The sequence below is a fragment of the Sphingopyxis granuli genome (assembly GCF_001559015.1).
GTDB lineage: Bacteria > Pseudomonadota > Alphaproteobacteria > Sphingomonadales > Sphingomonadaceae > Sphingopyxis > Sphingopyxis granuli.
The window spans coordinates 2,928,827-2,941,700 of the sequence record NZ_CP012199.1 but is presented as its reverse complement, the minus strand read 5'-3'; the positions used below and the strand labels follow the sequence as shown (position 1 = coordinate 2,941,700).

11 protein-coding genes and 1 tRNA gene are annotated in these 12,874 nt (G+C 66.8%); 4 read left to right on the top strand and 8 right to left on the bottom strand.

What is annotated here, in order from left to right; translation table 11 throughout:
• Window positions 1-27 precede the first annotated feature (27 nt).
• Window positions 28-103 (top strand) — tRNA-Phe (locus SGRAN_RS13655).
• A gap of 82 nt (window positions 104-185) precedes the next feature.
• On the opposite strand, the gene SGRAN_RS13650 is transcribed toward SGRAN_RS13655, so the two are convergent.
• The 3 genes from SGRAN_RS13650 to SGRAN_RS13640 form a co-directional block, all read right to left on the bottom strand.
• Entirely contained in the window at window positions 186-1,595 is a 1,410-nt protein-coding gene (locus SGRAN_RS13650; RefSeq protein WP_067184500.1) for an FAD-binding oxidoreductase, read from the bottom strand.
• Window positions 1,596-1,628: 33 nt separating this feature from the next.
• A complete protein-coding gene (locus tag SGRAN_RS13645) occupies window positions 1,629-3,176 on the bottom strand; it encodes an acetolactate synthase large subunit (RefSeq protein WP_067184498.1) in 1,548 nt (515 codons plus the stop codon).
• Window positions 3,177-3,397: 221 nt separating this feature from the next.
• Window positions 3,398-3,958: a peroxiredoxin gene (locus SGRAN_RS13640; protein WP_067184496.1), complete on the bottom strand. Its 561-nt coding sequence runs from the start codon at window positions 3,956-3,958 to the stop codon at window positions 3,398-3,400.
• A 100-nt stretch (window positions 3,959-4,058) separates the two neighbouring features.
• Between SGRAN_RS13640 and SGRAN_RS13635 the strand changes: the two genes are divergently transcribed.
• Window positions 4,059-4,496 carry a YciI family protein gene (locus tag SGRAN_RS13635; protein ID WP_237233511.1) on the top strand — a complete coding sequence of 146 codons (438 nt, stop codon included), beginning with the start codon at window positions 4,059-4,061 and terminating at the stop codon, window positions 4,494-4,496.
• Here the strand turns inward: SGRAN_RS13635 and SGRAN_RS13630 are convergent.
• On the bottom strand, window positions 4,493-5,071 hold the full coding sequence (locus tag SGRAN_RS13630) for a cytochrome b (protein WP_067184494.1): 579 nt from the start codon (window positions 5,069-5,071) through the stop codon (window positions 4,493-4,495). The two genes, SGRAN_RS13635 and SGRAN_RS13630, sit on opposite strands and share 4 nt — an antisense overlap.
• A 281-nt stretch (window positions 5,072-5,352) precedes the next feature.
• Window positions 5,353-6,159 carry an alpha/beta hydrolase gene (locus SGRAN_RS13625; RefSeq protein WP_067184491.1) on the bottom strand — a complete coding sequence of 269 codons (807 nt, stop codon included), beginning with the start codon at window positions 6,157-6,159 and terminating at the stop codon, window positions 5,353-5,355.
• A gap of 130 nt (window positions 6,160-6,289) precedes the next feature.
• Here SGRAN_RS13625 and SGRAN_RS13620 point away from each other — a divergent pair, with 130 nt between their 5' ends.
• Window positions 6,290-7,339 (top strand): FecCD family ABC transporter permease, encoded by a 1,050-nt coding sequence (locus SGRAN_RS13620; RefSeq protein ID WP_237233510.1) that lies wholly within the window; start codon window positions 6,290-6,292, stop codon window positions 7,337-7,339.
• A complete protein-coding gene (locus SGRAN_RS13615) occupies window positions 7,336-8,115 on the top strand; it encodes an ABC transporter ATP-binding protein (RefSeq protein WP_067184488.1) in 780 nt (259 codons plus the stop codon). The genes SGRAN_RS13620 and SGRAN_RS13615 overlap by 4 nt, the downstream gene beginning before the upstream one ends.
• Before the next feature lie 56 nt (window positions 8,116-8,171).
• On the opposite strand, the gene SGRAN_RS13610 is transcribed toward SGRAN_RS13615, so the two are convergent.
• Genes SGRAN_RS13610 through SGRAN_RS13600 form a run of 3 tightly spaced genes read right to left on the bottom strand, consistent with a single transcriptional unit; the run spans window position 8,172 to window position 12,623 of the window.
• On the bottom strand, window positions 8,172-9,233 hold the full coding sequence (locus SGRAN_RS13610) for a YncE family protein (protein ID WP_067184487.1): 1,062 nt from the start codon (window positions 9,231-9,233) through the stop codon (window positions 8,172-8,174).
• A gap of 1 nt (window position 9,234) precedes the next feature.
• Window positions 9,235-10,401, bottom strand: a complete 1,167-nt coding sequence (locus SGRAN_RS13605; protein WP_067184484.1) for an ABC transporter substrate-binding protein — start codon at window positions 10,399-10,401, stop codon at window positions 9,235-9,237.
• A gap of 17 nt (window positions 10,402-10,418) precedes the next feature.
• Entirely contained in the window at window positions 10,419-12,623 is a 2,205-nt protein-coding gene (locus tag SGRAN_RS13600) for a TonB-dependent siderophore receptor (protein ID WP_067184481.1), read from the bottom strand.
• Window positions 12,624-12,874 lie beyond the last annotated feature (251 nt).

Below are 12,874 nucleotides of genomic sequence, written 5' to 3'. Positions count from 1 at the left end.
CGCCCGGCCGTCAGCCGCGGCGGCGATGCCCGGGTAGCTCAGTTGGTAGAGCATGCGACTGAAAATCGCAGTGTCGGTGGTTCGATCCCGCCCCCGGGCACCATTCGCCATTCATCATCATCGTCTTCGAATCCAGGGCATTGCCGATTCCGGATCACCCGGAAGCGGGCGGACCGCTGCGCTGGTCAGGCGCTGCTATCTTCCGGAATCAGGACTTTGCCCGGATTGAGCAGATTCAGCGGATCGAGCGCGGCTTTCAGAAGCCGCATGGTGGCGATTTCTTCCGGGGTTCGGGACGAAGACAGCCAGGCGCGCTTTTCCAGTCCGATGCCATGCTCGGCGGAGATCGATCCGCCGATCGCTTCGAGCGGGCGATAGACGAGTTCCTCCGCGCGGTGGCGCGCCTCTTCGCTCCACGGGCGCGGAGCGACACTGATGTGCAGATTGCCGTCCCCCAGATGGCCGAACACCATCAGCTTGCCCTGGCCGGTCCATTCGGCGTCGACCGAAGCGGTCAGGCCCGCGACATAATCGGGCATCGCGGTCACGGGCAGGCTCACGTCGAACACGGCGCAGGGCATCATCGCCGCCATGATTCCGGGGATATCCTCGCGGATGCCCCAGATCGCGCCACGCTGGGCGCCCGACGCCGCGATCACCGCGTCGGCGGCCAGTCCGCCGGCGAGCGTTTCCTCCATCAATGCCGTGAAGAACGCCTCGTCGCGCCCCGGGTCCATGCCCGACGCTTCGACGATGACATAATAGGCGTGCCCGGCGGGGAGGGGCGGTTGGTGCCGCCCGCTGTCGATCGCGATCGCCCGGTAATGCGATTGCCACATCACCTCGAACGAGGTCAGCATGGCGCCGAGCCTGCCGCTGCACAGCGAAAGCAGCCCGGTGATGCCATCGAAATCGTCCACCGCCAGCAAGGCGGTGGCGATGGTCAGGGGCCTGGGATGCAACCGCAGGACGGCGCGGGTGACGAGGCCCAGCGTCCCCTCGCTGCCGATGAACATCTGCTTGAGGTCATAGGCCGCATTGTTCTTGAGCAGATGGTTCATCGACGACAGCACCGTGCCGTCGGCGAGAACGACTTCCAGCCCCAGGACATTCTCGCGCGTCATGCCGTAGCGGACCACCTGATTGCCGCCGGCGTTGGTCGAGACGGTTCCGCCGATCGTGGCCGACCCCCGCGCCCCCAGATCGACCGCGTAGATCAGATCGTGCTCCAGCGCCGCGTCCTGCGCTGCCTGCAACGGCACGCCCGCCTCGACCGTCATCGTTCGCCCGACCGGATCGACCGCTTCGACCGCGCGCATCCGTTCGAACGATATCTGCAGCTCGTGGCCGGCCGCGTCGGTGCCGTGGACCAGTCCGCTCAGTCCGCCCGCGGCGATGACGGGCTGGCGGCGGGCGTGGCACAGGCGCATGATCCGGGACAGTTCGTCCGTCGAGCGCGGCCGGACGATGGCGGCGGCCATGCAGGACGAGAAACCGAGCCAGTCGCCCGGCCGTTTGGCAAGCTCGGCACCGGCGATGACGCCGCCGTCCCCCGCGATGGCCCTGATGGCGTCGAGCAGATCGTCCTGTGGCATGGCTGCGTCTCCTGGCGGCGGGATATGGTGGGGTCAGATCAGGACTTCGATCAGGTGCGGTCCCTTGTCGGCCAGCGCTTCGTCCAGCGCTTCGCGTAGCTCTTCCGACGTCGTGGCTCTGCGTGCCGGCACCCCCATGCCCTCGCTGATCGAAACCCAGTCGATCGCCGGATTGCGCAGATCGAGCATCGACAGCGCCTTGGGGCCGGGGTTCTGCACGCCCACGCGCATCAGTTCGATGTTGAGGATGGCATAGCTGCCGTTGTTGATGAGGATCGTGGTGACATCCAGCTTTTCGCGCGCCATCGTCCACAGCGCCTGGCAGGTATACATCGCGCTGCCGTCGGCCTGGAGCGCGATCACCTTGCGATCGGGGCATGCCACCGCCGCTCCCACGGCGAGCGGCAGGCCGATCCCGATCGCGCCGCCGGTCAGCGTCAGCCAGTCGTGCGGCGCGGCGCCCGCCGTATACGGAAATAGCGCGATGCCCGACGTGTTCGCCTCGTCGGTGACGATCGCGTCCTTCGGCAGCGCGGCCGCGATGACCGCACCCATTTTCACCGGATCGAGCCGGCCGCCGTCGATCGGCGGCGTTCCCGCCTGCTGGGCCAGCGCCGGCTCGGCCGGGGCGCCCAGCGCGTCGGCGAGATCGGTCAGCGCCCGTTCGGCATCCTCTTCCGCGGAGGCGAGCCGGGCCGTGCGCGCGCCATCGGGTGAAAGCCGGCTGGGCTTGCCGGGATAGGCGAAGAAGGACACCGGCGGTTCGCAGCCGCAAAAGACGATCGCCTTGAAATCCTGCAGATAGTCCTGCGCCTGTTCGCCGAAATAGGGGAGTCTCTCCACCGCCACGCGGCCCGCCCCGCGCTGCAGCCGGGCGGGGAACGTCTCGCAGATCAGGCGCGCGCCCGTTGCCGCCGCGACACGCCCGGCCTGCTCGAGCGCGCCTTCGCGCAGCGCGCGTCCGCCCAGGAAGATCGCTTTCGGCGCATCGGCTTCGCGAAGCAGCGTCGCGACCTCTTCGATCACCGCCGCCGGGACCGTCGGCGCGGCCGGCGCCGGGCGCGCAGCGACGCTCGCGCTGCCCTCGGTCCATGCATGGTTGGCGGGGGCGACGAGGGTCGCGATGCGCCCGGGATAGGTTGTGGCGACCGCCATCGCCTCGGCACCGGCCTGCGGCAGGTCGCGTTCGGACCGCGACGCCTTGACCCAATCGGACATCGGCCTTGCGACGCCCGCCAGATCGCTGGTCAGCGGCGAATTATATTGCAGATGATAGGTCGCATGATCGCCGACGACGTTGACGACGGGCGATCCGGCCCGCCGCGCATTGTGCAGATTGGCGAGGCCGTTGGCGAGGCCGGGGCCGAGGTGGAGCAGGGTCATCGCCGGCTTGTCGGCCATGCGGCCGTAACCGTCGGCCGCGCCCGTGACCACGCCTTCGAACAGGCCCAGTATCGCGCGCATCCCGTGCTGCCGGTCGATCGCGGCGACGAGCTGCATCTCGGACGTTCCGGGATTGGCGAAACATACTTCGACGCCTGCCTGGGCCAGGGTTTCGATCAGAGCTTCAGCGCCGTTCATACGTATCTCCCCTTATCTCGATCGCGGCCGGTCCCGGTGGCGTGGCGAACCGATTGATAGCCGATGGCAGCCGCAACGAAATGACCTAGCGCAAAACGCACGCTTCTCCCGCATCAATTGTCGGTCGTCATGGCGATGTTTTGGAGCCCGGTCGATCGCCTCAGGCTCGTGAAGGATGCATTGCTCCCGGTTCGGGGAATGGCCGGGAGACTTGGAGGAGGTCAGCCGCGCCTGGCGTTCCATGCGCGGACCGCCGCCAGCGTCTTTTCGATATGCGCCTGCGGGTTGCGGTCGGTGTAGCTCAGCAGGATGGTTCCGTCGGGTGCGATGACGAACGACGTCCGGTTGGAGATGAGCGTCTGGTTGGGACCCGGCATGGCGGTGTCGTATTTGACCGCGACCTTGGCGCCCGGATCGGCCGCGACGGCGAATTTGTCGCGGCATTCCGACTTGGAGAATTCCGCCACGCGATCGATGTTGCCTGCGGTCACGCCGATGACGCGGGCGCCCAGCTGGTTGAACTGGCTGTTCGCTTCCGCGAACAGATGGGCTTCCATCGTGCAGCCGGGGGTGAAGGCGGCGGGGAAGAAATAGAGCACGACCGGCCCGTTCCGCAGCGTCTGTTTCAGCGTCAGGCTGAAGGATTTGCCGCCCTGCGCGGCGTTCAGCGTGAAGTCGGGCGCCTTCGCGCCCTGCTGGAGAGCCGCGATGCCCTGCGCCGGAAGGACGGCCAGCAACAGGCCGAGGCCGAACGACGTCGCGATCTTGTTCCGGATTTTCATCTGGGTTCTCCAACTGGAACGGTGGGCGCGCGCCTCGTCCGGACTCTCCCGCCTCCCTATTCGTCGGCGCGTGGCGAAAAGGTGCGGCGGGGACAGGATGATGAAAAAATTGGGCGGCGTCTACACCGATCATTCGTTTCCCGGCCGCGCGCTCGACGGGCCCCTTGTCGTCGCGGCCCCCACGATGCATCCTCAAGCGATGACCAAATACCTCATCTCCTTTCCGAGCGAAGCCATGGTCCTCACCGACGCGGAGTTCCCGATCGTGTCCGCCGACGCGCACGCGGTGATCGAGGAAGCCAGGGCCGCCGGCGTCTATGTGTTCGGCGGAGGGATAGCGGAGCAGGTTGCGCCCGTACTGGTCTCCGCCGACGGATCGGTGTCGGCCGAAATCTATCCCGGCAGCGGACTCACGGGCGGCTTCACGGTGCTGGAACTGCCGTCCCGCGAGGAGGCGGTCGAGTGGGCGAGCAAGATCGCGGCGGCCTGCCGGTGCGCGCAGGAGCTTCGCGAATTCATGTACGACCCCGCGAGCTAGTCCGTACTCGATTGCAGCGGCGCCGCGGCGTCCACGCGGCGGCCGAGCATGCGGGAGAGCGTGTCGTCCCGCCACCCGAAGCGATGCACCAGAACCATCGCGACGTGCCCTGCGATCAGCGCAAGCAGCGTCCAGGCCAGCAAGCCGTGCACCGCATTGGCCGGGGCGGTCATCCACGCGATCTCCTGCCCCGTCGGTGCTGCGAACTCGATGCCGAACAGCGTCACCCCCTTGCCGCTTCCAGCCATGCGGAACAGCGCGAGCGCGGGCACGACGATCATCAGCAGATAGAGAAGGATATGGCCGATACGCGCGGCCTGGCCGATCGCATTCGATGAATAGGCGGGGCGCCGCCGCCGGTTGCGAAGCGCCCAAAGCGCGCGGACGACGACGAGCGCAAGGATGAGGACGCCGATCGATGCGTGCGTGCCGACCCAGAATTTCATCAGCGGGACGCGGCCGAGTACGCTCTTCATGATCATGCCGCCGAGCTGCCAGAACAGCAGCAGCGCCATCGTCCAATGCAGCAGACGTGTCACCGATCCATAATGGTTGGGCGTGTCGCGCAGCAGCATGTCGGTTCTCCGTTCCTAGGGCCAGGACCCATTAATTTGCGGTTCGAGGCGTCGAAATGGCGAAGATATCGGGCTTGGGCGGACGCAGCGGGTAGCATCGCTACCCGCAAGGCCGCACGAGCTTGAGATCGAAGCCATTTCGGCGTCCCTGCGGGATTTGACCGATTTCGTCCATGGCTTCGTCAGAAAGCCTTGGAATATAACCATATTCCTACACCTTTCTTCCTCGCCCTGAACGAAATCGCTTCAAACCTCGAACCGCAAATTAATGGGTCCTGACCCTAGCGCCCGGCCGCCGACGCAAGCCGCAGTGCGCGCGGGATGGCGGCGGATATGATCGACGCATGATCTTCTTCGGCGAGCCTCCGGTACTGGACGTTCGCGGGGTCGAGGCGGTCCGCGAGCAGCGTCGCCATGTCGCGGGCGCGCGCCACCATCTGCCGCTCGGCCCGCCGGTTGCGGACCGCATCGCTGTCCTGCCGCGCGGCCTGCCAGGGCGGCAGTTCCTCCTCCCACTCGCCGACGCAGAGCAGGATGCGATGATTGCCGAGCGACGCCTGCCGCAAGGCGTCGCGCAGGCCTTCGGGGTCCCACCAGATGGATGGACTGATAGCGGCGATCGCGGCGAACAGATGCGGGCGATGCGCCAGCATCCACAGCGCATGATAGCCGCCGAACGAATGGCCGAAGAGGGTCAGGCGTCGCGGATCGAGCCGCGCGTGCGCCGCGACGGCGGCGATCACATCGGCCTCGACGAAACGCGCGAAATCCGACGCCGCGCCGCGCGCGCCGAAATCGCGTTCGCGATGGCGATCCTGCGGGTCGCGGTCGGGCGACGACAGGCCGATCAGGATCATCGGTCCGGTTCCCGTTGCGTCGGGACGGCGACTCATCCGCCGCAAGGCTTCCACAGCGGTCGCGAAGCAGCCTTCGCCGTCGAGCATCAGCATCGCGGGCCAGCCCCCGACGGGTGCTTCGCCCGCCGGGACGTGGAGGTCGACGCGATAGGCCGCATCCCCGTGCGGCAGGCTCAGCGACAGGCTTTCGGCGATGCGTGGATCGGTGGCGGGGGTGGCGGAAGCGGTCATGGTCCGATTAGGGCTGGAATTGCGAGCGGTTTTCAATAAGGCGGATGGCATCGATGCGCCGTTCGATCAACCCATGCCAATCCAAGGGAAACAAAATGTCATGATCCGGTCGGCCGGACCTTCTCCGACGATGAAAGCCATGCTGGACGATTATCGGCGCACGGTGCGGCGGCGCGTGATCGTCATCGTGCTGATCGCGGCGATCGCGGTGGCGGCTTTCGTCGTCGATCTGGTGACCGGTCCGTCGGGGATAGGTGCGCGCGACGTGCTGTACGGCATCGCCTATCCCGACCGGATCACGCCGGGACAGCGCGCGATCATCTGGGACGTGCGATTGCCTTATGCGATGATGGCGGTGATGGTCGGCGCATCGCTGTCGCTCGCGGGCGCCGAAATGCAGACGATCCTCGACAATCCGATGGCGAGTCCCTTCACGCTCGGCGTGTCGTCGGCCGCTTCCTTCGGTGCGTCGCTGGCGATTGTGCTGGGGATCGGCCTGCCGTTCGCGGGGAGTTGGGCGGCCGACTGGATGGTATCGCTCAACGCCTTTCTCTTCGCTTTCCTCGCGATGCTGTTGCTTCAGGCGGTCGCGCGGCAGCGCGCGGCGGGCGCACAGACGCTCGTCCTGCTCGGCATCGCGCTCGTCTTCGCCTTCAACGCGCTGACCTCGCTCGTGCAGTTCCTCTCGTCACAGGAGGCGTTGCAGCAGCTCGTCTTCTGGACGATGGGGTCGCTGTCGCGCGCGACGTGGAGCAATGTCAGCGTGCTCGCGCTCGTCCTGCTTGTCGTCGCGCCTTTTTCGCTGGCGTCGGCGAAGGCGCTTACCGCGCTCCGGCTCGGCGAGGACCGGGCGCAGAGCTTCGGGGTCGACGTCGGGCGGCTGCGCTTCCTGTCGCTCTTTCGCATCAGCCTGCTGGCCGCGACCGCGGTGGCCTTCGTCGGCGCGATCGGGTTCATCGGCCTCGTCGGCCCGCATATCGCGCGGATGCTGCTGGGTGAGGATCATCGCTATCTGCTGCCAGCCAGCCTGTTCACCGGTGCTGCGATCATGTCGGTCGCGTCGGCACTGTCGAAGCTGCTGGTGCCGGGGGTGCTGATGCCGGTCGGCATCGTGACCGCGATGATCGGCGTCCCGATCTTCCTGTTCCTGATCTTTCGCAGCGGAAGGCAGGGGGCATGAGCGCCGGCCTTCATGTCACCGACCTATCGGCCGGATATCGCGACCGCGCGGTGATCGAGCATCTGTCGTTGCCGCCGATCGCGCGCGGCGAAACGGTCGCGCTGCTGGGGCCCAATGCAGCGGGGAAGAGCACGCTGCTTCGTGCGCTCGCCGGCCTGACGCCCGCGCGCGGTTCGATCCGGCTCGACGGGGACGAACTCAACGGCCTGCCGCTCGCCGACCGTGCGAAAGCTGTGACCTACATGCCGCAGACGCTGCCGCAGGGGATCGCGCTCACCGTGCTCGAAACGGTGATCGGCGCGCTCGAGGCGTCGCCCACCGGGCAGGGCCATGGTGGCGATGCGGCGGAGCGCGCGATGGCCGTGCTCGGGCGGGTCGGGATCGAAGCGCTGGCGATGCGCGGAATCGATCAGCTGTCGGGCGGGCAGCGGCAACTCGCGGCGCTCGCGCAGGCGCTCGTGCGCGCACCGCGCCTGCTGCTGCTCGATGAACCGACGAGTGCGCTCGACCTCAATCACCAGGTGCGCGTGCTCGATCTGGTGCGTTCGCTGGCGCGCGAGCAGGACATGATCGCCGTGCTCGTGCTTCACGACCTGCAGGCGGCGGCGCGGATTGCCGACCGCGTCGTAGTGTTGTCCGAAGGGCAGGTGGCCGCCGCGGGGCCGCCCGAAGAAGCGATCACGCCCGCGGTGCTGGCCGACGTCTGGCGGGTGCGGGCGCGCATCGATCATTGCGAGCGCGGGTCGCTGCGCATGGTGATCGACGATATATTGTAAGGAAGCCGCCCGTTCCGCTTGGGATCGGGCGGCCTTTCGGTGCGTTCGTCCGACGGTCAGGGGCGGATCAGCGTGACCGTGTCGCCCTTCGGATCGTCGACCGGCGGCGTCCCCGGTGCGGCGTCGCGCGGCAGGCCGCGGGCCTTGTTCGTCACATAGACACTGTTGTCGGCGCGATTGATCGCGATCGTCTGCGGGAAGGTACCCGTTTCCAGATCGGCGAGCTTTTCGTAGGTCTTCGCATCGACGACGCTGACCGTTCCGGCGCGGCGGTTCGCGACATAGATCTGGTCCACGGCGCCGTTGTAGGCGACGCTGAGCGCGCCTTCCCCGGTCGGGACCGCCTTGATCAGCGAGCCGTCCTTTGCGTTGATCACGCCGAGCACGCCGTTGCCCTGGTTGGCGACGAACAGACGCTGTGTCGCGCCGTCATAGGCGACGTTGATGGCATTCTCGCCGCCGCTCGGCCAGCGGGCCTTCACCGCGCCGCTGTCGCTGTCGAGGACGATCACGTCGTTGCTGCTCATGCCGGTCGAGAAGATCCGCTTGTTCGCCGGATCGAGCGCCAGTCCGGTGAGCGAAATGCCCGGCACCTCGATGACGCGGTCGAGCGTGTTGCTCTTGCCGTCGATCACCCAGATGGCGCTGGGCGTATCGCTGCCGCGCATCGCGCCGACGACGGTGACATAGACCTTGTTCGCGCCCTCATCGACGGCGACCTGACGGACGTGGGCCTTTTCGCCGACCTTGACGGTTCCGACGACCTTGCCCGTTGCGAGGTCGACTGCCGATACCGATCCGTTGCGCGTATCGGTGCCGTAGAGGATCTGCGTGGTCTGGTTGATCGCGAGGCCGTAGAGCGGGCTGGTCGAGACGTCGATCGACCCCTTCGGCTGCAGCGTCTTGCCGTCGAGGCGGACGATCGCGCCCTTGTCTTCGCCGCGCGGGCCGACCGCTGCGATATAGATGTCGTTGTCGGCGCCGTTCTGCACGATCTCGTAGAGCCCGCCCGGAGCGACCTTGACCGAGCGGTCTACCGCCGGCTTCGCCCATGCGGCGGTTGCACCGGCCAGCGTGACGAGAGCCACCGACAATTTGAAGGCGTTGCGCATAATCATGTCATTCTCCTGTTGAAGCGGGGGAGGGCTGGAGATCGGTCCAGTAGCTCCCGGTGTAGGGGACCGCGAGAAACCGCCTGTTGATTGTGTCGAGCGTCGCCTGCGGATCGAGATCGCTGAACAGGTCGGGATGGATCCACCTGGCGAGCGCCTCGGTCGCGACGATGTCGATGGGCGAATTGATCATCTGGTGCGACAGGCCGTGGACGCGTCCGGCGCGTACCGCCGACAGGCTGGCGATCCCGCGGCGTTCGGTCACTTTCCGCAGCGACGCGCGCGACCGCGCTTCGTCATATTGCGGGCCGACGACGAAGCCGCCGGCCTTTTCCAGATGCGGGCCGCCGGTGGCGATATAGACGTCCGGATTGCGGTCGATGACATATTCGAGGTTGAGCTTGCCGAACGGCGCCTTGATCACATCCTCGCCGATATTCCTGCCGCCGACGAAGCTGATATAGTCGCCGACGTTGCCCTTGCCGGGCGAATTGCAGCAATCGGGACCGTTGCCGGCGTGCGCCTCCAGAAACACCGTCGGGCGCTTGTCGGCGGGGATGGCGGCGACGCGCTTGCTGATGACGTCGAGCTTGTCCTGACGGAATTTGTTGTAGGCCGTCGCTTGCTCCTCGCGGCCGATCAGGCGCCCGAGCAGGGTCAGGCTGCGCGCCTGATTTTCGAAGGGGTGCGAGAAGAAGTCGATGAAGACGACATCGACGCCGGCGCCGGTCAGTTGCGCGACCTGCGCGTCGGTCGGACCCGATCCCAGCGAGACGACTGCCGCTTTCGGCGCCGCGGCGAGCACCGCCTCGACGCTGAACTCGTCGGACGAGTTGGGCGTCCTGGGCAGCGTGGCGAGCTTCGGAAAGCGCGCGACATAGGCCTTATATTGTTCGGGGCTGATCCGGTTGACGTCGCCTGACCACCCCGACAGCAGGCTGACCGGATCGGGATGGATCAGCGACAGCGCGATCAGGTAGCGGCCGTCGTCGATCGTCAGCGGCGTCGCGGGCAGCGTCAGGTCGAGCGGGCGGTCGCGCAGGTCAGTGAGCGGGGCATCCGCGCCCGCCTTGCGCCTGTCGTCGGCCTTGCCGCAACCGGCAAGCACCAGCGGCAGGGCGCCGAGCAGCGTCAGCGCCGCGCGTCGCGACGGGATCGATCGTTCGATTTGCATCCGATGAGCCTCCATCGTCACCAGCGATATTGCAGGCGCGCGGTCGCGGTGCGGCCCTGGCCGTAATAGCAGGCCTGCGTCGCGGTGCAGGTCGCGACATAGCGCTTGTCGGCGAGGTTACGGACGTTGACCGCGAGCGACAGGCCCGAATCGGGCACGTCGTAGCGGAGGAACGCGTCGAAGAGCGTGTAGGAGGGGATCGCGAAGAGCGGGTCGTTGCTGACGAGCCCCCAGCTGTCGCCGGTGTAGCGCACGCCGCCGCCGAAACCGAAGCCGTCGAGCGGCCCCGCCTTGATCCGGTAATCGGCAAAGAGCGATGCCTGCCAGTCGGGAATTTGCGGCAGGGCATTGCCGATCTGCGCCGCCGCGCCTTCGGTCACCTTCGCCTTGATCCGCGTCGCCGTGGCGATCAGCGTGAGCGCGTCGGTCGGCGTCGCGCGGCCCTCGAATTCGAGCCCGCGATAGCGGCCCTCGCCGAGCTGGACCTGACAGGGCGTCAGGGTCGGGCCGCAGCGGGCGCCCGCCGGATCGGCCGTCAGCAGGTTCTGCTGCGTGATCTGGAAGGCCGAAAGCGTCAGATAGATGTTCTGCCCGGGCGGCTGATAGCGCAGGCCGAACTCATATTGCTGGCCCGTCGTCGGCACGAAAGGCTGGCCGGTGGCGTTGGTCACCGGATCGTTCTGCAGCGGCAGGAAGGATTCCGAATAGCTGGCGTAGGGGGCGAGGCCGAAATCGAAGAGGTAGACGCCGCCGATGTTCCATGTGAAGGCCTCCGCCTTCAGGCGAAAGCCCGTGTTGTTCAGGCTGTTCGACAGATTGTCGGTCGCCCAGTCGTTGCGTGCGCCGATCGAAAGGCGCAGATTGCCGACCGAAAGCTGGTCCTGCAGATAGAGGCCGGTCTGTTTCGACACAGCGCCGCCATAGATCTGCGGACTCAGCGCCGCGGCATAGCCCGAGGCACCGCGCGGAACGGGATCGAAAATGTCGAGGAGCGGCAGCACCAGCGCCGGCGCGACGCCATCGCGATCGTGCGACCAGTCGGTGTGGAAATAATCGACGCCGCCCAGCACGACATGTTCGATCGCGCCGGTCGCGAAGCGCGCCTCGATCTGCGTGTCGGTCGCCCAACCTTCGGATTCGCCGCGCCCCTGCACCGCGCGCCGCTGAATCGTCTGGCCGGGAATGCAGCCGGGGATGTTGGCGGGACAGGCGGTCAGCGTGTCGCCGCCCATCACCACCGCGCGATAGAAGCTGTCGATCTTCGTGTAGCGCGTGTTGTTGCGGATCGCGAAACCGTCGCCGAAGCGATGCTCGAAGAAGGAGGCGACCAGATACTGATTGCGGTCGAAATCGTTCCAGCCGGGCTCGCCGAGATTAGCGTCGAGCGGGATATACTTGCCGTTCGACGCGTTGAGCGTGCCGCGCATCGGCAGGAACTGGAAGGTCGAAGCGCCCTCGTCGCGCTGATACTGGCCGAGCAGCGTCCATGTCGTGTCGGCGCCGAGGCGGAAGGTCACGCTCGGCGCGATGTAATAGCGCGAGTTCGGCATGTCCTTCGCGCGCGTTTCGCCATGCGAGGCGAGACCGACGAACCGCACCGCGACATTATCCGACAACGGCGCGCCGACATCGGCGCCCGCCAGCAGGCGCGCACGGTCGAGGTCTCCGAAGGCCTGGCCCTGGAACAGCACCTCGCCATGCGCGCGGAAGGTCGGCTTCTTGGTGACGAGGTTGACGATCCCGCCGGGCGCAGTCTGGCCATACAGGACGCTCGACGGCCCCTTCAGCACATCGACCTGTTGCAACCCGAACGGGTCGAAGGCGGGGCGCGTCCACTGTCCCCCCGCGGGAAGGCGCAGGCCGTCGACGAAATTGTTGTTGCTGCCGAAGCCGCCGGCACCGAAGCCTCGCACCGTGATCTCGTCGACCCGGTTGTCGTTGCCCTGCGGCTGCGCCTGCACCCCCGCGACATAGGAAAGCGCGTCGGACACCGTATCGACCGCGCGAATATCCATCTCGGCGCGATTGACGACGGTGATCGTCTGCGGATTTTCGATCAGCGGCGTGTCGGTCTTGGTGCTGGCCGACGCGGTGCTCTGGCCGGTGGCGATCACGACGATCTCGTTCGATATGGCGTCGCTGCCGTCGCCGGCATTCGTCTGGGCGGCGAGCGCCGAGGGGACGAGCGCGGCAATGGTCAGGCCGGTAAGGCGGGCACGCATAATGGGCTCCTGTGAATGCCGCTCCCATCGGCGGCTTTCTGTCCGCTAATAGGAATTAGTCGCATTAGCAACACTCCTTTGTGTCAAATCATGTCGGATGAGCGATGCCACTTGCGGGATGGTCGGGCAAAAAGGGGCCGGGAGCGGCCGAAAGGTTCGTGCGTGCCCGGCTTCGAAAGCCGATGAGCGCGACCTTCGATCTTTCGCCGCTTTGCCGATCTCGATCCCGCGCAGGTTTTCCCATCGCAGAC